The 26,232-nt window shown below is 59.2% G+C and carries 21 protein-coding genes and 1 other RNA gene; 13 read left to right on the top strand and 9 right to left on the bottom strand.

Features of this window, described 5'->3' with window-relative positions; genetic code table 11:
• Positions 1-25: 25 nt before the first annotated feature.
• The 8 genes from KUF73_RS25565 to KUF73_RS31480 are packed head-to-tail and all read left to right on the top strand — an operon-like array spanning position 26 to position 12,467.
• Positions 26-2,839 carry a bifunctional glycoside hydrolase 114/ polysaccharide deacetylase family protein gene (locus tag KUF73_RS25565; RefSeq protein ID WP_218440767.1) on the top strand — a complete coding sequence of 938 codons (2,814 nt, stop codon included), beginning with the start codon at positions 26-28 and terminating at the stop codon, positions 2,837-2,839.
• Positions 2,817-6,455, top strand: a complete 3,639-nt coding sequence (locus KUF73_RS25560) for a tetratricopeptide repeat protein (protein ID WP_218440766.1) — start codon at positions 2,817-2,819, stop codon at positions 6,453-6,455. Before KUF73_RS25565 ends, KUF73_RS25560 begins: the two co-directional genes overlap by 23 nt.
• Positions 6,456-6,483: 28 nt before the next feature.
• The gene (locus tag KUF73_RS25555; protein ID WP_218440765.1) at positions 6,484-7,002 is read left to right on the top strand and encodes a penicillin-binding protein activator LpoB; all 519 of its coding nucleotides are present in this window, start codon (positions 6,484-6,486) and stop codon (positions 7,000-7,002) included.
• A 5-nt stretch (positions 7,003-7,007) separates the two neighbouring features.
• Complete coding sequence (locus KUF73_RS25550) at positions 7,008-8,372, top strand: PelD GGDEF domain-containing protein (RefSeq protein WP_256345690.1); 1,365 nt, start codon at positions 7,008-7,010, stop codon at positions 8,370-8,372.
• Complete coding sequence (locus KUF73_RS25545) at positions 8,350-9,339, top strand: HEAT repeat domain-containing protein (protein WP_218440764.1); 990 nt, start codon at positions 8,350-8,352, stop codon at positions 9,337-9,339. Before KUF73_RS25550 ends, KUF73_RS25545 begins: the two co-directional genes overlap by 23 nt.
• The gene (gene pelF / locus KUF73_RS25540) at positions 9,336-10,850 is read left to right on the top strand and encodes a GT4 family glycosyltransferase PelF (RefSeq protein ID WP_218440763.1); all 1,515 of its coding nucleotides are present in this window, start codon (positions 9,336-9,338) and stop codon (positions 10,848-10,850) included. The genes KUF73_RS25545 and pelF overlap by 4 nt, the downstream gene beginning before the upstream one ends.
• Positions 10,851-12,221, top strand: coding sequence for an exopolysaccharide Pel transporter PelG (gene pelG, locus KUF73_RS25535; protein ID WP_218440762.1), 1,371 nt, complete (start codon positions 10,851-10,853; stop codon positions 12,219-12,221).
• Between the two features lie 42 nt (positions 12,222-12,263).
• Entirely contained in the window at positions 12,264-12,467 is a 204-nt protein-coding gene (locus tag KUF73_RS31480; RefSeq protein WP_256345689.1) for a hypothetical protein, read from the top strand.
• Between the two features lie 109 nt (positions 12,468-12,576).
• On the opposite strand, the gene ssrA is transcribed toward KUF73_RS31480, so the two are convergent.
• The 7 genes from ssrA to KUF73_RS25495 all read right to left on the bottom strand — a co-directional run bounded on the left by ssrA (position 12,577) and on the right by KUF73_RS25495 (position 21,217).
• Positions 12,577-12,970: a transfer-messenger RNA gene (gene ssrA / locus KUF73_RS25525) on the bottom strand.
• 95 nt (positions 12,971-13,065) lie between these two features.
• Positions 13,066-13,341, bottom strand: a complete 276-nt coding sequence (locus KUF73_RS25520; RefSeq protein WP_218440761.1) for a hypothetical protein — start codon at positions 13,339-13,341, stop codon at positions 13,066-13,068.
• A 275-nt stretch (positions 13,342-13,616) separates the two neighbouring features.
• The gene (locus KUF73_RS25515; protein WP_218440760.1) at positions 13,617-16,433 is read right to left on the bottom strand and encodes an FAD-binding and (Fe-S)-binding domain-containing protein; all 2,817 of its coding nucleotides are present in this window, start codon (positions 16,431-16,433) and stop codon (positions 13,617-13,619) included.
• On the bottom strand, positions 16,430-17,101 hold the full coding sequence (locus KUF73_RS25510) for an LUD domain-containing protein (protein ID WP_218440759.1): 672 nt from the start codon (positions 17,099-17,101) through the stop codon (positions 16,430-16,432). Before KUF73_RS25510 ends, KUF73_RS25515 begins: the two co-directional genes overlap by 4 nt.
• Positions 17,101-18,555: a LutB/LldF family L-lactate oxidation iron-sulfur protein gene (locus tag KUF73_RS25505; RefSeq protein WP_218440758.1), complete on the bottom strand. Its 1,455-nt coding sequence runs from the start codon at positions 18,553-18,555 to the stop codon at positions 17,101-17,103. The genes KUF73_RS25510 and KUF73_RS25505 overlap by 1 nt, the downstream gene beginning before the upstream one ends.
• Positions 18,552-19,376: a (Fe-S)-binding protein gene (locus KUF73_RS25500; RefSeq protein ID WP_218440757.1), complete on the bottom strand. Its 825-nt coding sequence runs from the start codon at positions 19,374-19,376 to the stop codon at positions 18,552-18,554. Before KUF73_RS25500 ends, KUF73_RS25505 begins: the two co-directional genes overlap by 4 nt.
• Positions 19,377-19,522: 146 nt before the next feature.
• On the bottom strand, positions 19,523-21,217 hold the full coding sequence (locus KUF73_RS25495; protein WP_218440756.1) for a lactate permease LctP family transporter: 1,695 nt from the start codon (positions 21,215-21,217) through the stop codon (positions 19,523-19,525).
• A gap of 262 nt (positions 21,218-21,479) precedes the next feature.
• On the opposite strand from KUF73_RS25495, the gene KUF73_RS25490 reads away from it, so the two are divergent.
• A complete protein-coding gene (locus tag KUF73_RS25490) occupies positions 21,480-22,247 on the top strand; it encodes an FCD domain-containing protein (protein WP_218440755.1) in 768 nt (255 codons plus the stop codon).
• Positions 22,248-22,362: 115 nt separating this feature from the next.
• Here KUF73_RS25490 and smpB read toward each other — a convergent pair whose 3' ends face one another.
• Positions 22,363-22,845 carry an SsrA-binding protein SmpB gene (gene smpB, locus KUF73_RS25485; RefSeq protein WP_007915208.1) on the bottom strand — a complete coding sequence of 161 codons (483 nt, stop codon included), beginning with the start codon at positions 22,843-22,845 and terminating at the stop codon, positions 22,363-22,365.
• A 118-nt stretch (positions 22,846-22,963) separates the two neighbouring features.
• Here smpB and KUF73_RS25480 point away from each other — a divergent pair, with 118 nt between their 5' ends.
• Genes KUF73_RS25480 through KUF73_RS25470 form a run of 3 tightly spaced genes read left to right on the top strand, consistent with a single transcriptional unit; the run spans position 22,964 to position 25,116 of the window.
• Positions 22,964-24,367: a sodium-dependent transporter gene (locus KUF73_RS25480; protein ID WP_218440754.1), complete on the top strand. Its 1,404-nt coding sequence runs from the start codon at positions 22,964-22,966 to the stop codon at positions 24,365-24,367.
• A 7-nt stretch (positions 24,368-24,374) separates the two neighbouring features.
• Positions 24,375-24,809, top strand: coding sequence for a type II toxin-antitoxin system RatA family toxin (locus KUF73_RS25475; protein ID WP_218440753.1), 435 nt, complete (start codon positions 24,375-24,377; stop codon positions 24,807-24,809).
• Entirely contained in the window at positions 24,802-25,116 is a 315-nt protein-coding gene (locus KUF73_RS25470) for an RnfH family protein (RefSeq protein ID WP_218440752.1), read from the top strand. The genes KUF73_RS25475 and KUF73_RS25470 overlap by 8 nt, the downstream gene beginning before the upstream one ends.
• A gap of 60 nt (positions 25,117-25,176) precedes the next feature.
• Here the strand turns inward: KUF73_RS25470 and KUF73_RS25465 are convergent, their stop codons facing one another.
• Positions 25,177-25,710: an outer membrane protein assembly factor BamE gene (locus KUF73_RS25465; protein ID WP_218440751.1), complete on the bottom strand. Its 534-nt coding sequence runs from the start codon at positions 25,708-25,710 to the stop codon at positions 25,177-25,179.
• A 97-nt stretch (positions 25,711-25,807) separates the two neighbouring features.
• Here KUF73_RS25465 and fur point away from each other — a divergent pair, with 97 nt between their 5' ends.
• Positions 25,808-26,212: a ferric iron uptake transcriptional regulator gene (gene fur / locus KUF73_RS25460; protein ID WP_003197684.1), complete on the top strand. Its 405-nt coding sequence runs from the start codon at positions 25,808-25,810 to the stop codon at positions 26,210-26,212.
• Positions 26,213-26,232 lie beyond the last annotated feature (20 nt).

The raw sequence follows: 26,232 nt of genomic DNA, 5'->3' as shown, positions 1-26,232 counted from the left end.
GGTTCAGTCATTTCAAGAGTGAGTTATGGAAATCGTTTTTCGCAGGACGCGTGTCCGCTCGGTCGCCAAGCGACTGTTAGCCGCTCTGGCACTGTGTGTGAGCGGGCCTGCCGTGCAGGCGGCTGTATTGACGCCACCCTCCAGCGTGACCTTTTGGTACGCCGACGAACCGCCCATCTCCGAGCTGGCGCAGTTCGACTGGGCGGTGGTCGAGCCGGGGCACGTGTCGGCGGGCGACGTCAAAACCCTGCGCAAGTTGGGCAGCCAGCCGTTCGCTTACTTGTCGATAGGTGAGTTCAGCGGCAACAAGGCGGCCATCGACAAGGCCGGCTTGAGTAAGGCGGTCAGCCCGGTGCGAAACGGCGCCTGGGACAGTCAGGTCATGGACCTCACCGCCCCGGCCTGGCGTGAGCATTTGTTCAATCGCGCCAAGGAACTTCAAGCCGAAGGTTATGCCGGGTTGTTCCTCGACACCCTCGACAGTTTCCAGCTGATGCCAGAAGCGTCGCGGGAAGCACAGCGCCACGCCCTCGCCAGTTTGCTGCGTGAACTGCATCAGCGTCAGCCGAACCTGAAGCTGTTTTTCAATCGTGGCTTTGAAGTATTGGCAGAACTCGATGGTGTCGCCGCCGCAGTGGCCGTCGAGTCCATCCACGCCGGCTGGGATGCTTCCGCCAAACGTTATCGCCCAGTGCCCGAAGCGGATCGCCAGTGGCTGGAAACCCAGCTGCAACCGCTACGCGCCAAGGGCATCCCGCTGGTGGCCATCGACTATTTGCCGCCAGAGCGTCGCGACGAAGCGCGCAAGCTGGCCAAGCGTCTGCGCGAAGAAGGTTTCATTCCTTACATTGGTACACCCGACCTGGACTCGATGGGCATCAGCAGCATCGAAGTCCAGCCACGTCGCATCGCGCTGGTTTACGACCCGCGAGAAGGCGACGTCATCCGCAACGCCGGGCACACGCTGCTCGGCGGTCTGCTCGAATACCTGGGCTATCGGGTTGACTACCTGGCGGCTGACGAGTCGTTGCCGGACCACCGTTTCAGCGGTTTGTACGCCGGTATCATTACCTGGATGACCAGTGGCCCGCCGCAGGACAGCCCGGCGTTTAACCGCTGGCTTGGCAAGCGTCTGGACGAGCAGGTGCCGCTGGTGTTTTTCGCCGGCCTGCCGGTCGAAGACAAGTTGCTGCTCAAGCGTCTGGGCCTGAGTCGCGGTGCGCCGCCGGCCACGCAAGCATTGACCATCACTTATCAGGACAAGGCGCTGCTCGGGGCGTTCGAAGCACCGGTGCAGCCCCGATCCCGTGACCTGACCGCTGTTTCAGTGCTGCCAGGCGGTCCTAAACCTGCGCTACTGTTAACTGGCGAAGGGGGCCAAACGTTTGCCCCTGTCGCGGTGGCCAGTTGGGGTGGCCTGGCGCTTGCCCCTTATATCCTCGAAACCAACAACGAGCGCAGCCGCTGGATTCTCGATCCGTTCGCGTTCCTCCAGGCCAGCCTGCGCCTGCCCGTGCAGCCGCGTCCGGACACCACCACCGAAAACGGTCGGCGCATCGCCACGGTGCACATCGACGGCGATGGTTTCCCGTCGCGCGCCGAAGTGCGCGGCACGCCTTACGCGGGCAAGCAGGTGCTCGACGATTTCATCCGGCCCAACCCGTTCCTGACTTCGGTGTCGATCGTCGAAGGCGAGATTTCCCCGCGAGGGATGTTTCCGTTTCTGGCCAAAGAACTGGAGCCCATCGCTCGCGAGTTGTTTGCCAACCCTAAAGTTGAAGTCGCCACGCACACCTTTAGCCATCCGTTTTTCATGCAGCCGGAAGTCGCGCAGAAACGCGAGGGTTTCAATGCGGAGTACGGCCTGAAAATGGCCATTCCGAATTACGACAAACTGGATTTCCGCCGTGAGATTTTTGGCTCGCGCGATTACATCAACCAGCAACTGACCACCCCGGAAAAACCGGTGAAGCTGATCTTCTGGCCAGGCGACGCCTTGCCGTCGGCGGCCACGATCAAACTGGCCTATGACGCGGGTCTGAAAAACGTCAACGGCGCCGAAACCATGCTGACCAAGGCCAATCCGTCGCTGACGGGCCTGAACCCGTTGTTGCGTCCTACCGCAGGCGGTTTGCAGTACTACGCGCCGATCATCAACGAGAACCTCTATACCAACCTCTGGAAAGGTCCGTACTACGGTTTTCGCGACGTGATCGACACCTTCGAACTGACCGACAGCCCACGACGCCTGCGCGGCCTGCACCTCTATTACCACTTCTATTCGAGCACCAAGCAGGCTTCGATCAAGGCGATGAACGAGATCTACGGCTACATGCGCGAGCAGCAGCCTATGTCGCTGTGGATGAGCGACTACCTCGATCGTTTGCACGGTCTGTATCAGGCCAGCCTGGCGCGTACCGCCGACGGCGACTGGCAGATTCGTGGCATGGATGCGTTGCGCACCGTGCGCCTTGATCCGCAAATGGGCTGGCCAGACTTGCTGCGTTCCCAAGGCATCGCCGGGGTTCGTGATTTGCCTCAGGGCCGTTACGTGCACTTGAGCAGTGACCATGCGTTGCTGGTGCTGCGCCCTGACCGGGATTCAAGACCCGCCCTTGAAGAGGCCAATTTGCCGTTGCTGGACTGGCGTTACCTGGATGACCAACGCGTGAGTTTTTCGTTTGCCGGTCAAATTGACCTGAGCTTCTCGGTGCGCTCCGCGAGCGCTTGCCGGGTCGAAGTGGATGGACAGCGTTTTGCAGGCAAGGCATCCGCCGGCCTGTGGACTTTTCAATTACCAATGAAGCAGGTGAGTAATGGTCAGCTCCTCTGCAACTAATTCTTCGGTCACTAAAAGCAGCCGCCTGCTCAACCCATGGGCATTGGCGGTGGTGGCGGTTGCCGTGGGTGGCCTGTTGTGGGCGACCTTCCAGCGCGAAGAAGTGTTCCAGCCCGATGGTCGCGAGCCGGATGCGGTCTCGGCCAACTATGCCGAGCTGCTGCTCACTGCTCACCCGGAAGACGATCACCTGCGGCTGCAATTGATTGATCTGCTGATCCGTCTCGGCGATTACACCAAGGCCCGTCAGCATCTGGAAAACTGGCCCAAACCAAACCAGGAGTTGCAGGCGTATTACCGGCTGGAACTCGATGCACTGGAAGCGGCGAAGGGCAGCGACCTGATCACGCAGCAGGCGTTGGTGGAGCGTCTGAAGAGCTTCGATCACCGCCTGTTGCCGCTGCCGCAATTGCAAAGTCTGGCCAAACTCGCGTTGAACTTGCAGGCGCCGGCCTTTGCCGCCAGCGTCTATGAAGAAATCGCTGCGCGTGATCCGCAATTGCGCAGCGATGCCCTCAAGTCAGCCGCGCAGTGGTATCTGGCCGGAGAGCAACCGGGCCGGGCCGCAGGGATTTATCTGGAGCTGAAAAAGGCCAGTGAGCAAGCTGCCGAGCGTCGTGAGTACGCGCAACTGGCATTCAACAGTCTGTTGGCGTCCGGGCAGGGCGACCAGGCCGTACAAGTGCTCGCCGATGAAATCGACCGGCTGATCAATCCGCAAACCGATACGGCGTGGGTGCAGCAAGGTGTCGACGTGGCGATCGCAAGCAAGCGCTTCGATCTGGCGCAACGCTTCCTGCAACAGTGGCGTGTCTTGCAGCCGGACGACCCGCAAATCCTGCAGAAAGACTTCAGCATGCGCCTGGCCCTTGGCGATTTGCCGGGTGCCTGGGACAGCGGTCAGCAACTGCTGCTCGAACAGCCCGAAGACCTGCACTTGCTGGAACAAATGGCTCAGTTGGGCGAATGGCGTGGCGAAACCGATACTGCGCTGGGTTACTGGATTCGCCTGCTGAAGCTGCGCGAATCAGCAGAAACCCGTGAGCACGCCTGGCGCCTGGCCAGTCAGCAGTTTGATTTTGACCGGTCAATTCCATTGCTCGCCGAGATCATGGATCAGCGTGCGCTGACCGATGTCGAACTCGATGCGCTGATTTACGGCCACGAATCGCGGGGCACGCCGAAACAGGCAGAAGCCTGGCTGCACACTTATTTGCGCAAGTACCCGCAGCATCGGCTGGCCTGGACACGCCTGCTGCAAAACCTGGAAAACACCGGGCAATATGCGGCCAAGGCAAAGGTGTACACGGACTATTCGAAGCGGTTCGCGCTGACCACCACGGAGCGCGTCGATTGGGTCGACACCGACCTGAAACTGTTCGACAACAAGGCTGCATGGCAGGTGTTGCAAGTCGATAACCACACGATCACCGATCCGAATTACTGGCGTTCCCGTGCGGCACTGGCGTGGGACCTGGAACTCGACGATGAACTGCAAGTGTCGCTGGAAAAAATGCTGGCGCTCAAGGGCTCGCTCAACAGCGGCGACGAGAGTCAGTTGATCACCCTTTATCGCACCAGCAATCCGCAGCGTTCCTTGCAGTTGATGGTGGGCAGCTGGCAGCGCACCCACGATCAGCAACGGCTGGTCGAAGCGTTGCAGCAAGCCCAGGAATTGCAGGACTGGCCGCAAGTGGAGTCGCTGCTCAAGGACGCCGAACAATACCCGGCGGCCTTCGGGCAGGCCCAGGTGTTAGCGGTTCGCGGTGCGCTGGCGGTGCAGAAAGGCCAGACCGACGAGGCTCAGCGCCTTTACAAAGAAGGCCTGGAACGGTTCCCCGAGGACAATTTGTTCCGCGAGCGTCTGATGTGGCTCTACGTCGATCAAGGCAACACTGCGGAACTCAAACCGTTGCTGACGAAATGGAAGGCTCAGGCGCGCGAAGACCGGATCCTGTGGTTGCCGTTCGCCAGTGCCAGCCAGATGCTCGGTCGCGACAGCGAAGCGCTGGCCTGGTATCGGATGTACCTCAAGGGCAGTTCTCAGGATTGGCTGGTACAAGCGGCCTACGCCGATGCGCTGGAGAGTGCCGGTTACCAGGATGCGGCCCAGCGTCTGCGCCTGAAGTTGTTGCGCAGTCCTGAAGGTGAAAACGTTCAGCCATCGTCGCAGCGCTACGGCATCTGGTTGCGCCTGATGGCCAGCAGTTACTCGCCGCGCAAAGCCCAACAGCAAGTGATGAAGTGGCAGGACGGCTCGCCGGCAATGCTGCAATTGTGGTTCGAACGTTTGCTGGCGCGTCTCGATGCGACCAACCAGGAATCGCAAAAGGATCAATGGCTGGATTGGGCGCGCAGTCAGGGCTTGAAGGTCGAGCGTTACGAGCAGATTCAACAGGCCCTGCGCAGCCGTAACAAGGCACAGGTCGAAACGCTTTTGGCCAGCAGCGATCTGAATCCGGCGCAGCGCGCGCAGGCCCTCAGTCGTCTTGGGCGCACCGACGAAGCACTCGACACCAGCCTGTCGGCACTCGGTGATGATCAACCGCAAGCGGTGCGTGAGCAACTGCGTCGCCAGGCGGTGGAAATCCACGAACTCACGCCGCAAGGTGCGCAGTTGTCCTGGCATGAGCAGAACTTCGGCGGGGTCGAGTTCAATGCACCACGCCTGGAGATTGCGCACAACCTCGGCAATCAGTGGTACGCCGATCTTGTACTGGAGCAGGGCGATTACAGTGGCGATGACATCGAGTCATCGAGAATCGGCGAAGAGCGCAATGCGGCTCTGACCCTGCAGCGTGCGGTGGAGAACGGCAGCTACAAGCTGTTCGCCGACACCAGCCAGCGCAGCGACGACGATCGTAACGGCCTGGGCCTGTCCCGGACCTGGCAGTTGGGCGTCAGTGATGAACTGGAAACCGGCCTCGGCTGGCATCGCAAGAACGAAGACAGTGGCTTGATGCGCGCCTTCGGTCAGCAGGACAGCGTATGGCTGGGTGGCCGACATAGCGTGAGTGCCCGCGATCAGTTCAGTTGGGAAGTCGCCCAGAGATCGTTTTCGACCCGTGCTGGCGACGACCTCGGCAATGGTCACGCGCTGAAAATGGAGTTCAACCACACCCTGGAATTCGCCGGCCCCAACTGGACCGTGCGCAGTGGTGTCGATTATCAGAAAAACCAGGTCAAGGACCGAAATCTGGATTACTTGTCCAGTAACTTCGGCGGGCCGGTCAAGCAGGCGGCGCCGGTTCAAACCTTTGATCCGGAGACCGGTTTGCCTGACCCGATCAATCCGCTGGACATAAATACCGTCACCGCCAGCGACCTGCTGCAAAGCCGCTACGGGCAACTGTATTTCGGCAGTTCCTGGCGCCGTGGCTTGCCGGGTGCGCTGGTGCGTACTCGCCCGCAATACACCTGGCTGGTGGACCTGACGGCGGGTTGGCAATGGACCGATCAAACATTCAACTACGGCATCAACACCGGGATCGGCGTTGAAGTGCTGGGTGATGACGAACTGGCCCTGACCTTCGGCTACCAATCCGCGCCACAAGGCGGGGATGGTAAGTCGGGCGGAACACTGGGTGTGAGCTACGGCGTACGTTTCGGACGCTGATCATGGAATTTCTACGGGAGAAAAACGTATGCAAGCAATTCGTAATCTGAGCCTGGCGCTGGCGGTCCTGTTTGTCGCCGGTTGCGCCAGCTTCACTGACGAAGCCAGCCCGAGCCTGCCGCGCAATGCGCAGTGGGGCATCGTGCCGATGGTCAACTATTCGCAGACGCCGCAGGCCGGTGAGCGCAGCGAGCAAATCCTGCTCAGCGTGCTCAGCAGTCACGGCCTGCAGCCACGGGTTTACCCGGTCAGCACCCAAGGTGAACAAGCACTGATGGACGACAACGAGCGTCTGGCCGGTGCCCTCGAATGGGCGCGCCAGCAGAAACTCGATTACGTGGTCGCCGGCAGCGTCGAAGAGTGGCAGTACAAGAACGGCCTGGATGGCGAGCCAGCAGTGGGTATCAGCCTGCGCGTGCTCGACGCGGACAGCGGTCGGGTGCTGTGGAGCAAAAGTGGCGCACGTGCGGGCTGGTCCCGTGAAAGCCTCGCGGGCACTGCGCAAAAAGTGCTCGATACGCTTGTTGGCGCCCTTCGGTTCGAGTGATCGCAATGAATTCTCCACACATGGATTACAGCCTGGCGCCTCGCGCCAGCGGCCCGGTGTCTTGGCTGGAAACGTTTTTGGTGACCGGCCTGGCGATTGGTCTCGGCCTGTGGCTGACCCCGGAAGACCCGATGCAAATGCACGGCGGGTTCCCCTGGCCGATTCTGGCGCCGCTGCTGTTGGGTGTGCGTTACGGTTTTGTTCGTGGCCTGCTTAGCGCCGCACTGTTGGTGATGGCGGCGTTTGCCCTGCGCTATAGCGGCCATGCCGGTTATGCGCAGCTTGAGCCGTCATGGATTGTCGGCGTGCTGGTCTGCGGAATGCTGGTGGGCGAGGTCCGCGATCTGTGGGAACGACGCCTGGAACGCCTGCAGATGGCCAACGATTACCGCCAGTATCGTCTCGATGAATTCACCCGCGCGCATCAGATTCTGCGGGTCTCTCACGACCTGCTGGAGCAGCGCGTGGCGGGCAGCGATCAGAGCCTGCGCAGCTCCTTGCTGGGCTTGCGTGAAAAACTGCGGGTCATGCCAGACGAAGGCGACGCGCTGGGCGCATTGGCCGACCCTATTGCGGCGGTGCTTGGTCAATACGGTTCGCTGCGGGTGGCCGGTTTGTATCGGGTGGATGACCGCGAAGAGCGCGTCCTGCCCAAACCCTTGGCGACCATCGGCGTCATGGGGGACCTGGACACCGAAGACGGTCTGGTCAAGCTGTGCCTGGAGCGCGGCGAGCTGGTAAGCGTGCGTCAGGAACTGATCGATGCCGGGCACTCGGCGCAATTCTCGTCGTTGCAGGCCTGTATCCCGCTGATCGATGCCGAGGGCCGTTTGTTGGCGGTGCTGGCCGTGCGGCAGATGCCGTTCTTCGCCTTCCAGGATCGCACCCTGAGCCTGTTGGCGTTGCTGGCCGGGCATATCGCCGACCTGTTGCTGCGCGATGCGCAGGTGCTGCAACTGGCTGATGCCGATGCACAGCACTTCACCTTGCAACTCAAGCGATCGCTGGTGGACGTCGAGCAGCACAAATTGTCGGCCGGCCTGTTCGCCTTCGAAATGACGCGCGCCAACGAAGAACTGACGCGGTTGCTGGAGCGCAGTCAGCGTGGTCTCGACTTGCACTTGCCGCTACGCAACAACCGCGACCATCAGCTGCTGCTGGTGCTGTTGCCGTTGACCAGCCCGCAAGGCACCGAAGGTTATCTGGCGCGTATCAACCTGCTGATACACGAACACTTTGGCATTGAAAGTGACATGAACAGCCTCGGCGTGCGCGTCATGCCTTTCAACCTGGAGCCTGGTGAACACAACGGGCTGCGTAATTTCCTGTTCAACGAGTGTGGTCTGAATGATCAGCAAGTGGCTGTTTAGCGGAGCCTTGTTGTTAGAGGCGGGCAGTTGGACGAGCCTGTGGGTGGACGTGCCCGAGGCGCACCAATTACTGGTGTTCACCCTCAGTCACGGTCTGGCCAGCGTTATGTTGTGCGCGGCCGTCTGGCTGCTGTTGCCGGCGCGTTATCGCTCGCCGCTGCCGTGGAGCCCGCTGTTCATTTTCAGCATGGCGTTCTTTGTTCCGGTGCTCGGTACCGTGGGCGTGGTCGCGGCGATTTTCCCGGCACTGTACCTGCCACGCAAACGGGACAAACAAGCCTGGCAAGCAGTCGGCATTCCGAGCCTGCCGTATCGGGCGCAGATGCAATTGCACAAGCCGATTTTTGCCGATGGTGGTTTGCAGGACGTGCTGCGTCATGCGCCTGACCCGGATCAACGCCTCGCCGCCTTGCTGGCCACGCGACGGATGCCGGGCAAGGAAGCGGTGCCGATCCTCAAACTGGCGCTGGGCGACCCGAGCGATGACGTGCGACTGCTGGCGTACTCGATGCTCGACAAGCAGGAAAGCGATATCAACCTGCGCATCCAGATCGCCCTCGGCCAACTGAACGGCGCCACGGCCCAAGCCGCCGGCGTGTTGCATGGCACGCTGGCGCGCTGGTATTGGGAGCTGGCGTATCTGGGTTTGGCGCAAGGCAGTGTGCTTGAGCACGTGCTTAATCAGGCCAGCGAACATGCCGAGCAAGGTCTGGAAGCGGGCGAGGGCGGCGAGTTGTTCCTGCTGGCCGGGCGTATTGCCCTGGAGCGCGGTGATGTCGAGCGAGCCGAAGTGCTGCTGACCCAGGCCCAGGAGAACGGCATGGGTGAAGCCCAGGTTCTGCCGTTCCACGCCGAGCTGGCATTCGAGGCCGGTCGCTATCACGAAATCCCTGGATTGCTCGCGAGCCTTCCCGAGAAAACCCGTCAGCGACCTCCCTTCGCTGAACTGGTGAGGAGCTGGACATGAGTCACAAGGAAGAGGCGCCGATGGCCGATATCTGCCTGCTGCTCGAAGGCACCTGGCCTTATGTGCGCGGTGGTGTGTCGAGCTGGATTCACCAGATGATCCTCGGCCTGCCAGAGGTCACGTTTTCGGTAATGTTCATCGGTGGGCAGCGCTCGGCGTACGCGGAGCGCCGCTATCAAGTGCCGCCGAATGTGCTGCACATCGAAGAAGTGTTCCTTGAAGATGCGACCCATCCGACCGACACCCGCGGCACGCCAGGGGAAGCCGACTTGCAGCAGCTTCAGGACTTGTATCGCTTCCTGCATCACCCGGACCCGCCGGAGCCGGAACTGGGCGAAAGCCTGCTCGACAATATCGCCCAGGGTCGGCTGACCCTCGACGACGTGCTGCGCAGCCGCGCCAGTTGGGAGGCGTTGAGCGAAGGCTATCGCCTGCATTGCGCCGACCCTTCGTTCGTCAACTATTTCTGGACCCTGCGCTCGATGCAGTCGCCGTTGCTGATGCTCGCCGAGTCGTCACGCAAGATGCCGCGGGCGCGGGTGCTGCATTCGATTTCTACGGGATACGCCGGGCTGTTGGGCTGCATCCTCAAGCAACGCTGGAACTGCACTTACTTGCTCAGCGAGCACGGGATCTACACCAAGGAGCGCAAGATCGACCTGGCCCAGGCCAGCTGGATCGCCGAGAGTTCCGGCCAGGCGCTCAACCGCAGCCTCGACGCCGGTTCGGGTTACATCCGTACCTTGTGGGTGCGCTTTTTCGAACGTATCGGCCAGCTGACTTACAACAGCGCCGACAGCATCATCTCGCTGTATGACGGCAACCGTCAGCGGCAAATCAAGGACGGTGCCGACCCGGTGCGCACCCAGGTCATCCCTAACGGTATCGACTTGCCGCAATGGACCGCAGCGCTCGAATCCCGCGCGCCAGGCATTGCGCCGGTGGTGGGTTTGATCGGGCGCGTGGTGCCGATCAAGGACGTGAAAACCTTTTTGCGGGCCATGCGCGGCGTGATCAGCGCGATGCCCCAGGCCGAAGGCTGGATCGTCGGTCCGGAAGAAGAAGACCCGGAGTACGTCAGCGAATGCCGCAGCCTGATGGCCAGTCTGGGGTTGGAGGGCAAGGTGCATTTCCTTGGTTTCCAGCGCATCCAGGAAATCCTGCCGCAACTGGGCCTGATGGTGCTGACCTCGATCAGCGAGGCGCAACCGCTGGTGATTCTCGAAGCCTGGGCCGCCGGTACGCCGGTGGTCAGCAGCGACGTGGGTTCTTGCCGTGAGTTGATCGAAGGCGGCACTGCCGAGGACCGCGACTTGGGCCTGGCCGGCAAGGTGGTGGCAATCGCCGATCCGCAAGCCACCAGCGTGGCGATCCTCGAACTGCTACGCAGTCCGCAACGCTGGGAAGCCGCTCAAGCCAGCGGTTTGTTGCGGGTCAATCGTTATTACACCGAAGCCTTGATGCTGCAGCGCTATCGCGACCTGTATCAAGCCGCCATGGAGAACATTTAAATGGCCGGGATTGGCTTCGAACTCCGCAAGATCCTGTCGCGTGATTCCTATACGGCGACCTTGCATGCCTATGTTTACGCCGGGTTGATCAGCTCGGGGCCGTGGGTGTTGTCGATCATCAGCGTGATGCTGGTGGGGATCATCAGCCTGGGCCTGATGCTGCCGAACGTGCTGGTCGGGCAGTTCCTGGTGACGGTGACGTACCTGATGGCCAGCTCGCTGATTCTCACGGGCGGCCTGCAACTGTTCTTCACCCGATTCGTTTCCGACCGATTGTTCGAACACAAGTACGAGCAGATTCTGCCGAACCTGCTGGGCGTGCTGTTACTGGTGACGATCGGTGCCGGTGTGCTGGGTATCGTGGTGCTGAGCGTGCTGTTCGACCAGCCGCTGCTCTACCGTTTGCTAGTGCTGTCGAACTTCGTGGTGCTGTGCAACTTGTGGCTGGTGATCATCTTCCTCTCGGGGATGAAGGCCTATAACCGCATCTTGCTGGTGATGCTGGTGGGCTACACGCTGATGGTCGCCAGCGCCTACGTGCTGAGCTTCCTGCAGATGCCGGGCTTGCTGCTGGCATTGCTGCTCGGGCACAGCACGCTGCTGTTTCTGTTTCTCTACGACATCCTGCGCGAGTACCGCGCCGAGAAGCTGATCGCCTTCGACTTCCTCGAACGCCGCCAGGTTTTCCTCAGTCTGCTGGCCACCGGGTTCTTCTATAACTTCGGTATCTGGATCGACAAATTCCTGTTCTGGTTCAACCCCGGTACGTCGAATATCGTCGTCGGTCCGCTGCGCGCATCGATCCTGTATGACTTGCCGATTTTCCTCGCGTACCTGGCGATCATTCCCGGTATGGCCGTGTTCCTGGTGCGTATCGAAACCGATTTCGCCGAGTGGTACGACCGCCTGTTCCGGGCGATCCGTGAAGGTGAAACCTTGCAGCACATCGGTTCGCTGAAAACCGAAATGACCTTGTCGATTCGTCAGGGCCTGCTGGAAATCTGCAAGGTGCAGGGGCTGACGGTGGTGCTGCTATTCCTGTTCGCGCCGCGTTTGCTGGACTGGTTGGGCATCTCCAGTTACTACCTGCCGTTGTTCTACATCGACTTGATCGGCGTGAGCATCCAGGTGGTGTTCATGGCATTGCTAAACGTGTTCTTCTACCTCGATAAACGCGCCGTAGTGCTGGAATTGTGCGTGCTGTTCGCGGTGCTGAACGCCGGGCTGACGCTGCTGAGCATGCACCTGGGCCCGAGTTTCTTCGGCTACGGCTTTACCCTGTCGTTGCTGGCCTGTGTGTTGTTAGGGCTGCACCGGTTGTCCACGGCGCTGGAAGACCTTGAGTACGACACGTTCATGTTGTCGCGCTGAAACACTTTGTAGACACAAAAAAGGCACTGGCGATAATCGTCAGTGCCTTTTTTGTGGGCGCAATTGCAACCGAGGGCAGTTCTGAAACGGGTGGTCGTGGTGTTCGACAGTGACGTACCGGACTTCTTCCTGACCCGCTATGATTTTGTGCTACCGCTCACCGACACGACCAACCTGCCAACACTGCCCGACATGCTGGTGCGATTGAGCAAGGCACCGGCCTCATTACACCGGCATATTGGGTAAGCCGGCCGTTTAATTCGGGATTCGGTAAACGTACAAGCAACAAAAAAGCCGTAAAGCTTCGATTTCTCTTGGCTTTACGGCTTTTTCGAGTCTTCCTGGGAAGACGAATTGGTGGAGCCGGGGGGATTTGAACCCCCGTCCGCCAGTACTCCGCTGTCGGTACTACATGCGTAGCCGTGTCTATTAAGTTAACCCTCAGCGACCCGACGGGCAGGGTGCTTTGGGCGAGTTGTGTAAGTTTTAGCCGCTTCGTCCACAACGTACTGCACGGCGATTCTGTTCTATATGACAATCACTTTGGGTTTACAGACATCCCCTGATGATTGCTGGACCCGAAGGTACCAGGAGGGAAGGGCTAAGGCTGCTTACGCAGCGAGAGCGTATTCCCCGTAGGTTTCGTCATTGGCAACTATAAGAAGTTGCAACAGTGGATTTACGAGTTCTGTTACCAACTCGGCATGCACCTAAAGTTTCGCAACCGGCGTCGAATCCTAAACGGCCCCGAACTCATTGCTCGTGAATCTGATGAGCAACAAGCCTGTGTAGTCTACGTCAATGCGACCCGGAAGGCCAACCCGAAGGTTGGCCATGTCTCGCATCAGTTCCGGGTAGGATTTCGAATCTGCATTTTTTGGATCATGTTACTTGAGATTTCGACGCAATCCTTGTCGTTACCGGCTGCCTGGGCTGCTTTGGCTTTTTCCATCGCGGCTTTGACGTTGTCCAGGGAGCCTTCCGGGATAGAGGGCGCACTGTCCACAAAGTCGCTGATGGTCTGAAGGTTATCGGTACAAAGATCTTTATCCGCCGCAAACACAGGCGAGGCCAGCAGTGCAGCGGTGATGAACAATCCAGCAATTGCAGAGTTCTTCATGAGTATCTCCTTGCGCATGAGGGCTCGGGGCTGCCGGTCGAGGAGGGGGCCGCTGGCCGAGGTGGTTATAAGCCCCTTTCACAGGGCCTGGCTAAATGACTATAGCCGCAGGTTGGAAATTGGCTCTTTTTTGCGCATCTGCCGGTCATACAAAGGAACGAGGGCCCCATCTGTAGGAGCGAGCTTGCTCGCGAAGAACTCAAGGGCGACGCGCTTATTCAGAGAAAACGCGTTTTCGTTGACATCCATCGCGAGCAAGCTCGCTCCTACAAAGGTTACCCCTGGATCGAGCGTGGCTGGGTCACGCGATCCACCAGATAAACCAACCCGTGATAGTCGATCCCGCCATGCTGGCTCAGGCCTATTTCACAGGTACGACTGGTGGAGATGCCTTCGCTGCAGTGCTGCACGGCATCTTTCAGGGTGCGCAACGAATGCGCATTGAGTTCGGGAGTCGTGAAGCCCTTGTCACCGGCAAAGCCGCAGCAGTGAATGCCTTCCGGGATGACCACGTTTTTGCTGCACTTGCGCGCGAGATCAATCAAGGCCTGGCTTTCCCCCAGGTGCTGGGTGCTGCAAGTGACATGCACCGCGATCGGCGCATCCTGCGGCGTGAAGTCCAGTCTATCCATCAGATGCGTGCGGATGAAGCGCACTGGGTCGTACAGGTCCAGACGCACATCGCCCAGGTCCTGAGCCAGGCGCAAGGTGCAGGGGCTGGTGTCGCAATAGATCGGATCGAGGCCGCCACGGCTGGCGTGAAGCAGAGCGCCGATCAGTTCCTGGCGTTTGTGCTCGGCTTGTTCGGCATATCCCTTGGAGGCAAAAGGCTGGCCGCAGCAGAGGTTGTCGAGGTTGTCCGGGAACACCACCTGATAACCGGCCTTTTCCAGCAGGCCGCGGGTTTTGTCATACAACGACATTTGTTCCTCGTCACCGGCTGCCGGTCCCATGGCGCGGGATACGCATGCTGCCAGGTACACCACCCGAGGGCGCTCGTCCGTAACGGATGGACTGAAACGAATGGCTCTTTCCGGCTGTGGCATGGCGTTGGTCCATTGCGGAACCTGACCTTTTGACAGCCTCGTCAATGTCGCCGACAACTTCGCCAGTCGCGGCGCACCCAGCAATATCCGCGCACCATTGGCCACGTGCAGGGTGAAACGTGCACCTTGCAGTGCCGTGGCGAAATTTCCTTCCAGCCAGTTAGCGGTTTTCGTATGCGTGGCGTGCTGACCGCGAAGCTTTTTCACCAGTTCGCCAGTATTAATTCCTACAGGGCATCGTTGTGCACAAAGACCGGTGGCGGCACAGGTGTCGATGCCCTGGTACTCATAGGCCGCTTCAAGTTCACGGGTGTCGACTCCAGCGCGTTTCTTCGCCTGAATGTCACGCCAGACAACGATGCGCTGGCGCGGGCTCAGGGTCAGGCCTTTCGACGGGCACACCGGTTCGCAGAAGCCGCATTCGATGCACTTATCCACAATTTCGTCGGCAGCGGGCAAGGGTTTCAAATGCTTGAGGTGTATCTGCGGATCTTCGCTGAGCACCACGTCCGGATTGAGAATGCCGTTGGGATCGAGCAGGCGTTTGAGCTGCCACATCAACTGGTAAGCATCGCTTCCCCATTCCAGCTCAACGAACGGTGCCATGTTACGCCCGGTGCCATGTTCGGCCTTCAGCGAACCACCAAATTCCACCGCGACCAGTTGCGCCACGTCGTCCATGAATGCCTGGTAACGTGCGACTTCTTCCGGGTTGTTGAAGCCTTGGGTGAAGACGAAGTGCAGATTGCCTTCCAAAGCGTGTCCGAAAAGGATCGCTTCGTCGTAATGATGTTTGTCGAACAATTCGATGAGGCGATTCACGCCAATCGCCAGTTGTTCCACCGGGAAGGTCACGTCTTCGATGATTACCGTGGTGCCGGTTTTACGCACCGCACCGACGGCGGGGAAGGTGTCCTTGCGGATCGCCCAGAGACGGGCGTTTTCCAGCGGGTCTTCGGTGAAATCGACCTGTTTTTCCACCGGGAACGAGCCAAGCGACGCCATGATTTGCGCCAGTTGTTCGTGCAGCAATGTGGACGACGCGGCGCGGGATTCGATGAGCAAAGCACAGGCATTGTTCGACAGGTGCTGTACGAAACCCGGCATGCCGGGTTTGTTCTGCACCGAGCGCAGGCTGCGACGGTCGAGCAGTTCTACGGCGGATACCGGTTGGCTTTTCAGCACAGTGACTGCGTTGCAGCAGGTTTCCACATCCGGGAACACGATGAGCGCTGAGGCCTTGTTCGGGTGGTCGATCACTGTGTCGTAGGTCACCGCGCTGATAAAGCCGAGAGTGCCTTCGGAGCCCACCAGCAAGTGGCTCAAGATATCCACAGGCTCGTCGAAATCCACCAGGGCGTTGAGTGACAGGCCGGTGGTATTTTTCAGACGGTATTTGTGGCGAATCTTTGCAGCCAGTTCGGAATTTGCCCGGGTCTCGCGGCCCAGCGTCGCCAGACGCTCAAGCAGCGTTGCATGGCTTTGCAGAAACGCCGCGACACTGGCCGAATCCTCGGTATCGAGACGGCTGCCGTCAGCCAGCACCAGACGAATCCCGGCCAGTGTGTGATAGGTATTTTGTGCCGTACCGCAGCACATACCGCTGGCGTTATTGGCGACGATGCCGCCAATTTTGCACGCATTGATCGAGGCCGGATCCGGACCGATCTTACGCCCGAACGGCGCCAGCCACGCATTGGCCTGAGCGCCGATTACACCCGGTTGCAGGCGGATTTGGGTGCCCTGGCCACGGATCTCACGACCGTTCCAGTTATCCCCCAGCACGATCAATACCGAGTCGCTGATGGCTTGGCCGGAGAGGCTGGTGCCAGCAGCGCGGAAGGTCACCGGGACTTGATCACGCTGCGCCAGTTTCAGCAGCGCCACCACTTCATCTTCGGACTCGACGCGGATTACCAATTGCGGAATCAACCGGTAGAAACTCGCGTCAGTACCGAAGGCCAGCGTCGATAACGGGTCGTCGAAGCGTCGTTCTTGGGGAATCAGTTGCTGCGCATCGCGCAGGAAAGCGGCCGGTAAAGTCATTGGTCCTCCAGGATCAGCACCACCAGGTCTTTAGGACCGTGGGCACCGTACGCCAAGACCTGCTCGATGTCGGCGGTCTTCGACGGCCCGGACACCAGCAACGCATTGGTCGGCATGCCCTGGGCCCATTCGAACTCCTGCTGCACCTGATAGAAGTTATCCCGAATTTCACTGGCCTTGAGCAGGGCGAAATGCACGGGTGGCGCCAGGCTCATCAGGCGCGGTTCTTCCCGCGTGGGCCACAGAATCAGACTACCCGTGGCGGCAATGGCGCCGAGTGTTCCGGTCAGGCTTGCCGGTGTGTCGTTAAACAGCTCGGCTTTCCATTCTTCGACGGGACGGTCGTAGGACTTGAGTACCGGCAGATCAGGATTGTTCGCCCACTGCTGAGTAAGTTGTTGCCCGTGAGGTGTTGTCGGTGCGATCAACAGGCTTGGCAACTGACGATCCAGCAACAACCGAGCGAGCAACGCCGGCCAATCGTCACCCGACGTCAGGTGGATTTCCGTGTGCACCGCTTCCATCAGTTTGCGCAATTGCGGGATGCGTTGCTCAGGCGTGTAGGTGTAGGGCTCTGTCACCAGCGCGACGTCAAAGTTGTCATCCACTGGCGTGGTGCCTGTCAGGCTTTTGCGCAGTTTGGCGAGGATATTTTGCTTGGCGCTCATCAACGATCTCCCTGTTTGGCCAGATGCTCGCGGGCCATGTCATGCAATGAGCGGGCGGCGGGTTTCGGTGCGCTGTGATTTTGCGTCCACGGCCCGACATTACCGGGCGTGAGTGCGCGCAGGCGCGTGGCGAAGAAACCGAACAGGCGATACAGCGTCGGCGAACTGTTGAGTCTGGCCCAGGCGTTCCAGATGAACCGTTCTTTACGCGAGTACTTGCTGCCCTGGCCGCGCATCACTTGATGCGGGCTGTCCGGGGCTTTGACGTTCTCTTCCCGCAGACGACGCAGCAAAGCAGGGATCGGGATTTTCACCGGGCACACTTCGCCGCAGGCTCCGCACAACGAAGAGGCGCTCGGGTGGTCCGGGACTTTCGCCAGGCCGACCATGTGCGGGGTGATGATTTTTCCGATAGGCCCAGGGTAAACCTCGCCGTAGGCATGGCCGCCGATTCGAGTGTAAACCGGGCAATGATTCATACAGGCGCCGCAGCGGATGCAGTTCAGGGTCTGACGCAATTCGCTGTCGGCAAAGGCCTGGCTGCGACCGTTGTCGAGCAGCACCAGGTGCACTTCCTGCGGACCGTCGAGTTCATGCTCCTTGCGCGGGCCGGAAATCATGTTGACGTAAGTGGTGATCGGAATGCCGAGTGCCGAGCGGGTCAGCAGTGACAGCAAAGGGACCACATCGCGCAGATTTTCCACGACTTTTTCGATACCGGTGACGGCGATGTGCACGGGCGGGACCGTGGTGGTCATGCGGCCGTTGCCTTCGTTTTCCACCAGCAGCAGGGTGCCGGTTTCAGCCACGGCGAAGTTGACACCGGAAACGCCGATGTCCGCTTCAAAGAATTTCTGCCGCAGAACCCTGCGACCGATTTGAATAAGTTGGTCTACGTCCTTGGTGTATTCCACGCCAAGTTTGTCGTGGAACAAGGACGCGACCTGACCGGCATTCTTGTGGATCGCCGGCATAATAATGTGTGAAGGCTTCTCGTCATCGAGCTGAACGATGTACTCGCCCATGTCCGATTCCAGGCATTCAATGCCCCGATCAGCGAGGAAGTGGTTCATCTCCATCTCTTCGCTGACCATCGATTTGCCCTTGATCACTTGCCGCCCCTCGTGAGCGCGGATGATCGAGAGGACGATGCCGTTGGCCTCGTCCACCGTTTCCGCCCAGTGCACTGTCACACCGTTGCGGGTCAGGTTCTGTTCAAGTTGCTCAAGCAAGTCGGGCAACTTGGATAACGCACGGGCACGGACAGCATTGCCCAGCGCTCGCAGATGTTCTCTCTCGTGGGCATCGCTGAAGGACGTTGCCCGTTTTGTCATCAGTGAATCCATCGCCTTGCGAAAGTTGTTTCGCAATTGCGCGTCACCCAGCGCCTCGTGAGCGCGGGTGCGGAAATCTTCTTCTACGGCGACCACTGGAATCAGTTCGGCGGCGCTCATCGGGCACCCCCGGTACGCTGCCAAAGGAAACTGGCCAGATGTTGGCCGCGCAACGCTTCCTTCTGCTTTTCCAGCGAGCCGTTGATGTTCATCAGGCAACCGCAGTCGGCACTCAGTACCTTGTGTGCGCCGGATTCCTTCAACGAGCGGGTCTTGTCAGCCACCATCGCGCCGGAAATGTCTGGCATACGGACGCTGAAAGTCCCACCGAAGCCACAGCATTCGCTCTCGTGACTGTGCTCGACGCGCTCCACATTGCTTAGCTGCGCCAACAACTCGCGGCCATGCAGATGGGTGTTCATCTCGCGGCGTGCCGAACATGACGTGTGCAACGCCACTTTTACCGCTTCGCCGCTGTCCTTGAATTGCACCTTGCAGACAAACAACAGGAACTCGGCGAGTTCATAGGTTCGGGCAGCCAATGCCAGGACCTGTTTCAATGTTTCCGGCTCGTCCTGGAACAAGTCGGCATAGTGCTCGCGCAACATGCCCGCGCAGGAGCCGGACGGTACCACCACCGGATAATCACCGGCGAACAACGCCAGTTGTGAGCGCGCCACGGTCCTTGCCTGCTCGGTGTAGCCCGAGGTGTAGGCCGGTTGTCCACAGCAGCTTTGCCCTTGCGGGTACTCGACCCGGATGCCTTCGCGTTCCAGCAAGTGGATCGCATCCATTCCGGCTTGCGGGTAGAACAAATCCACCACGCAGGTCCCGAACAGATACACCCTTTGCGGTTTCTCACTGGGGTATTGCCGAGGCTCAGGCAGTGGCGGGGCGACACGGGTCGCATTCGGCACTGCGTTGTAAAAAAGCTCGCTCATCAGGCGTGTCTCTCGGCCGGTTACCCGTCCGTTGAGGCTGCTGAATATAGAGATAGATTCTTTCAGCAGCCTTACAGACCGAGTAGTGAATAGCTGACGCCAGAATCGTGGTCCGACGTCGGTTTTTTCCATGTTGCTTGTAGTGCTTAGTGCACCAGCATGCCGGTGAGCCAATAAGCCTGAACGTAGGTGATCACGCCTACGATCGTGGCGAAGAACAGGCTGTGTTTGAGCGTGAAGCGGAACAGGTCCGACTCTTTGCCCACCAGACCGGTTGCGGCGCAGGCCACGGCGATTGATTGTGGCGAGATCATCTTGCCGGTCACGCCGCCGCTGGTGTTTGCCGCCACCAACAGGGTGTCGTTGACGCCGATCTGGTGTGCGGTGGTCGCCTGTAGCGAACTGAACAGCGCGTTCGACGACGTATCGGAACCGGTCAGGAACACGCCCAGCCAACCGAGGAACGGCGAGAAGAATGGGAAGGCTGCGCCAGTAGCCGCCAGAACGAGGGCCATGGTCGAAGACATGCCCGAGTAGTTGGTGACGAAGGCGAAGGCCAACACCATGCCGATGGACAAAATCGGCCAGCGCAGTTCGTAGAAGGTCTCTTTAAAAGTGGTCAGACCAGTTTTGATGTTGATCTTCAGGATCAGCATCGAGATCAACGCCGAGAAGAAGATGGCCGTGCCGGTCGCAGAAATCGGGTCAAGCTTGAATACCGCCGGAATGGCGGTCGGAGCGGCCACGATGGGTGCGACCTTGATCACCATCTGATCCAGATGCGGAATGGCGAAGTTGAACACCCAGCTGTACATCGAACCGCCAGCCGCGAACATGGCCTTGAACGGTTTCAGGGTCCAGATGGTCACCAGCACGGTGAGGATCAGGAACGGCGACCAGGCTTTGAATATTTCCCCCAGGCTATAAGGCGAAGCCACGGTGGCGCGTTTCTGGCCGAAGCCGCCGACGCTGGCGGTCACTACGGACGCCGAGACGGCACCAGCAATGTGTTGGCCTGCGGCGCGCTTCGGCTGCCAGACTTTCAGGAACAGCGTCAGGGAAACCAGCGAAACCAGCGCCGAAGTGATGTCCGGCAGTTCCGGGCCGATGAAGTTCGAGGTGAAATATTGGGTCACCGCAAAGCTCAACCCGGCCACCAGTGCTGCCGGCCAGGTTTCCCGCACGCCGCGCAGGCCGTCCATCATGAACACCAGCCAGAACGGCACGAACAGCGACAGCAATGGCAGTTGACGGCCGGCCATGGCGCCGATTTTGAATGCGTCAATACCGGTCACTTGCCCGGCAACGATGATCGGAATGCCCAGTGCGCCGAACGCAACCGGAGCGGTGTTCGCAATCAGGCACAAGCCTGCGGCGTACAGCGGGTTGAAGCCCAGGCCGACCAACAGCGCGGCGGTAATCGCCACCGGTGCACCGAAACCGGCGGCACCTTCCAGGAAGGCACCGAAGCAAAAGCCAATCAACAGAACTTGCAGGCGCTGGTCGTCGGTGATCGACAGAACTGAACTGCGGATGACTTCGAACTGGCCGCTCTTGACCGTCAGTTTGTAGAGGAATACGGCCGCGACGATGATCCAGGCAATCGGCCACAGGCCGTAGGCGAAGCCATACCCGGCGGCGGCGAACGCCATGTCGACCGGCATCTGGAAAGCAAAGATCGCCACCAGAATCGACAAGGCCAGCGTGATACTGCCAGCGACGTGTCCTTTGAGGCGGAACACGGCCAAGGCCAGGAAAAAAAATACGATCGGAATAACGGCCGCGAGGGCGGACAAGCCGAGGCTGCCGAGCGGGCTGTAGAGCTGTTGCCAGGTTTGCATATGGGGTGGCCCCTAATTGTTGTTGGTCAGGCACTGATCAGCGTGCTTGGATAATTGGTAATACCAATTTACAATCGCTGTTGGCTAGGGTAAAAGCCTTGTAGGCGGTGTGTCAATTTGCCGCGCTAAAACTTTTGTCGAATGCGTGAGCCATCAGCTCATCTGATCCGCTCGCGCTATTGCTGCCTGGCAGGTGCCGCCGCGGCACCAATAGGCCAGAATGGAGCCCCGGCGAATCGTCGGGCCTTGGAGAAATCGAGTTATGGGGTTTGATCAGATTCGGCAGCGCCGTTTGTCTGACGATATTGTCGAGCAGCTGGAGGGGATGATCCTCGAAGGCACGCTGAAGGCGGGTGAGCGTTTGCCGGCCGAGCGCGCGCTGGCCGAACAGTTCGGCGTGTCACGCCCGTCACTGCGCGAGGCCATTCAGAAGCTGGCCGCCAAGGGCTTGCTGGTCAGTCGTCAGGGCGGCGGCAATTATGTCGTGGAATCCTTGGGCACAACCTTCAGCGATCCGTTGCTGCATCTGTTGGAAAGCAATCCCGAGGCGCAACGCGATCTATTGGAGTTTCGCCATACGCTGGAAGCGTCTTGTGCCTATTACGCTGCGTTACGTGCCACGGATGTTGACCGCGACCGCCTGACCGCTGCGTTCAATGAGTTGCAGGACTGTTATTCGCGGCACGACGAAGTGAGCCGTGTGGAGGAGGGCGCGGCGGATGCGAAATTTCATCTGGCGATCGCCGAGGCGAGCCACAACGCGGTGTTGCTGCACACCATTCGTGGGTTGTTCGACCTGCTCAAACGCAACGTGGTGACCAATATTGGCGGCATGTACAAACAACGCACCGAAACCCGCGACATGCTGATCACGCAGCATCGGGAGTTGTACCAGGCGATCATCGAAGGTCGGGCGGACCAGGCGCGGGAAGTCTCCAGTAGACACATTTTGTATGTGCAGGAAGTGCTGGAAGAAGTGCGCCAGGAAGTGCAGCGCATGGCTCGGGCGGAGCGGCGCAAGGGGATGTGATTTTTTAAAGCAAAAGATCGCAGCCTGCGGCAGTTCCTACATGGAATGCATTCCAAAGTAGAGCTGCCGCAGGCTGCGATCTTTTCGCTAGTGCCTTAAAACTCAGGCCGGAAGATTAATCTTCCTTGCCCTTGTTCCGCACCGCACGCTGCAATTCACGGCCGGCATCGCGCTCGCGCTCGGTATCACGCTTGTCGTATTCCTTCTTGCCCTTGCCCAGAGCGATCTCGCACTTGACCATGTGCTTGCTCCAGTACCAGGACAGGCACACGCACGCATAACCTTTTTGCTGCACGGCGGCGGCCAGTTTTTCGAGCTCGCGGCGGTTGAGCAGCAATTTCCGGGTGCGGACCGGATCAGCAATGACGTGGGTGCTGGCGGTCATAAGGGGCGTGATGTGGCTGCCGAGCAGCCAGGCTTCGCCATCCTTGAGCAGCACGTAACTGTCTACCAGTTGCAGCTTGCTCGCCCGCAGACTTTTTACTTCCCAGCCGGCCAGGACCAGACCAGCCTCGAACTTGTGTTCGATGAAGTAATCGTGTCGCGCCTTTTTATTTTGCGCGATGGTCCCTGTAGGGTGTTTCTTCTGTTTAGCCATAGGGGCGGCATTATAGGGACTTGCAAGCGAGTCGGCTACGGTGATGCTACGTGCTTGAGCAGGTTGATTGAATCCCGGACAATGCGCGCTCTTTTTTGAATGCTTGGTCGTAATAACGATGTCGACAGACAAGGTTTCTGTCCACGGCAGTTGGGCTAGCCGCTGGGTCTTCATACTCGCCGCGACCGGTTCGGCCGTGGGCCTGGGTAGTATCTGGAAATTCCCGTACATGGTAGGCGTCTACGGTGGCGGCGCCTTTGTGCTGATGTTTCTGGCCTGTATTGCGCTGATCGGTGTGCCGGTCATGTTGGCGGAAACCCTGATTGGCCGGCGCGCCCGGCAGAGTCCGGCCAACGCCTTGAAGGTGTTGGCACTGGAAGCTGGGCACTCGGGCAAATGGTCCTGGGGAGCGTTCGCCGGAATGATCACCGCGCTGCTGATCCTGTCTTTCTATAGTGTGGTCGGCGGCTGGTCGCTGGATTACATCATCGACATGGGGCGTGGCGATTTTCAGGGGGTGACGCCGGCTCAGGTCGGTGCGTACTTTGGCAATGTGATTGCCGACCCATGGCGCCTGACACTTTGGCACACGATTTTTATGCTGCTGTCGGCCCTGGTGATCGCCAAAGGCGTGGTTGCCGGGCTCGAGCGTAGCCTGCGGATCATGATGCCGTTGCTGTTCGTGATGATTCTTGTATTGCTGGGCTACAGCATGACCACCGGGCATTTCATGGAGGGCGTGCACTTCATGTTCGACTTCCACCCGGAAAAGGTCCTTGACGGTTTATTGCCAGCGATGGGGCATGCGTTCTTTTCCCTGAGCGTGGGCGTCGGTTCGATCATGATTTACGGCGCCTACATGCCGAAGAACTCGTCGATTTCAGGCACTGTCGTCGGCGTGGCACTGCTAGATACCTTCGTTTCTCTGGTGGCCGGCCTGGCACTGTTTCCGATTGTGTTCGCCGCGGGCCTGAACCCGAGCGAAGGCCCGGGCCTGATGTTTGTCAGTCTGCCATTTGCCTTTGGCAACGTAGCCTTCGGCCAGTTGATGGGCGTAGTGTTCTTTGTGCTGGTAGCAATTGCGGCCTGGAGCTCGGCAATCTCCCTGCTTGAACCGATGGTGGCATACCTGGTTGAGCGCACGAAAGTCAGCCGCGCCTGGGTGACATTCTGGCTGGCATTCACCTGCTGGTTTGTCGGGCTGGGCACAGTGTTTTCCTTCAATGTCTGGAAGGAAGCGAAGTTTTTCGTGAACGAAGGCGGTCTGTTTCACCTCTACCAATGGGGCGCTGCGGGCGGTCTGGATTTCTTTGGAGTGATCGATTTCTTCACCTCGCGGATCATGTTGCCACTCGGTGGGTTGTGTTTCGTGGTGTTTGCAGGTTGGGTGATGGGCCGTGAAGCGGTGCGCGACGAATTGTCGATCCGTAGTCCTGCGCTGTTCGCCTTGTCTTTGTTTTTGATGCGCTATGTGGCGCCCATCGGCATTCTCGTAGTGTTTGCCGCCCAGCTGTGGAAGTGACGCTGACATGACGACACACATTTCACGTTCGGCCTTGCTGCCGTATCCGGCGCAAGCGCTGTACGACCTGGTCAACGACGTTGCGCGGTATCCGGAATTCCTTCCGTGGTGCTCGGAGGCCGAGGTCCTGGAAAGCTCTCCTGAGCATATGCGCGCGAGCGTTGGCGTGGCCAAGGGTGGGCTGAGCCAGCATTTTGTGACGCGTAATACTCTGGTATCCGGCCAGTCGATTGAAATGAACCTTGAAAAAGGGCCGTTCACTCAACTGCACGGTGTCTGGGTGTTCAAGCCTCTGGGTGAGAAGGCCTGCAAGATCAGTCTGGACCTGTCGTTTGATTACGCGGGGCCGATCATTCGCGCGACTCTGGGGCCATTGTTCAATCAGGCCGCCAACACGCTGGTGGATGCGTTCTGCCAACGGGCGAAGCAAATGTATGGCTGAGGCGTTGATCAAGGTCGAGGTGGTGTATGCCGCGGTTGATCGTCAGATGCTTCTGTCTGTGACGGTGCCTGCTGGAACAACTGTGCGGGCGGCATTGTTGAAGTCCGCTGTAGGTCGTGAATTTCCGGAGCTGGACTTGGCTGAATGCCCGGTGGGGATTTTTGGAAAGGTAATCACCGACTCCAACAGTCGACCGGTTCAGTCAGGGGATCGCATCGAAATTTACCGGCCGCTGTTGGCCGACCCGAAAGAGGTTCGCCGGCTGCGTGCGGCCAAGGCTGCCGAGGCCAAAGCACGGAATCTTTAAGCTGGGTAAACGCCAGACAATAAAAAACCCGGCATGCCGGGTTTTTTATTGCGTCGCAAATTATTGCGGCGAAGTTTCCAGAGGTTGTGGCGTCGGGACTGGAACGGTTTGTACGCCGTCAACGTCCTTCTGAATCTGATCCAGCAACGAACCTGGTTTCACCGGTTTTTCCGGTTTTGGCTTCGGCTTCTCGGCGTTTTCAGCAGGTGCGGTCACTGTCGTGGCGGTGTCCTTGCCGAGGATGGCCTCGTCGCGGCTCACGCCCGGCATGAAATCACCAGAAAGACTGACAAGCTGGTCATTTGGGTTGAAGATAACGCTAATGCGTTCTTGTTGGCGTTCACCGCCACCCGGTTGCAGGCTGTACAGATAATCCCAGCGATCGGCATGGAACGTGTCAGTCAGCAGAGGGTTGCCCATGATAAACCTTACTTGCTTACGGGTCATTCCCGGGCGTAACTGGTCTATCATGTCCTGCGTGACGACATTGCCCTGCTGGATGTCGATTTTGTAAACCCCGGGGAATGAACAACCGGCGAGTGCGAGCAGTCCCACAAAGGTGAAACTGGTTAGCAAGAGCTTGGTGTTTTGCATCGGTGGGCGACTTCCACTATCTTGGCTGGGACAACGTAAACGCCGATCATACCCGCATTAAGAGAAGCTGCGAAGCAGCATCGCGAGAAAGCTGACCATGGTTGAAAATAGCGAACTACGCAAAGCCGGCCTCAAAGTGACCCTGCCACGGGTCAAAATTCTGCAAATGCTCGATTCCGCCGAGCAGCGCCACATGAGTGCTGAAGATGTCTACAAGGCACTGATGGAGGCTGGCGAGGACGTCGGTCTGGCCACGGTTTACCGTGTACTGACTCAGTTCGAGGCAGCTGGCCTTGTGGTGCGGCACAACTTCGACGGAGGCCACGCGGTCTTTGAACTGGACGACGGCAAGCATCACGACCATATGGTCAATGTCGAAACCAGCGAAGTGATCGAATTCTTCGACGAAGAAATCGAGCGCCTGCAGAAAGCCATCGTCGATAAGTATGGTTTCGAGATGGTTGATCACAATCTTGTGTTGTACGTACGCAAGAAAAAGTAAGCATGTCGCGCGAACTCAAT

The organism is Pseudomonas sp. PD9R, assembly GCF_019200975.1.
In the GTDB taxonomy this organism is placed as follows: domain Bacteria; phylum Pseudomonadota; class Gammaproteobacteria; order Pseudomonadales; family Pseudomonadaceae; genus Aquipseudomonas.
The sequence above is the reverse complement of the archived record's forward strand: the minus strand, read 5'-3'. Positions and strand labels throughout refer to the sequence as shown.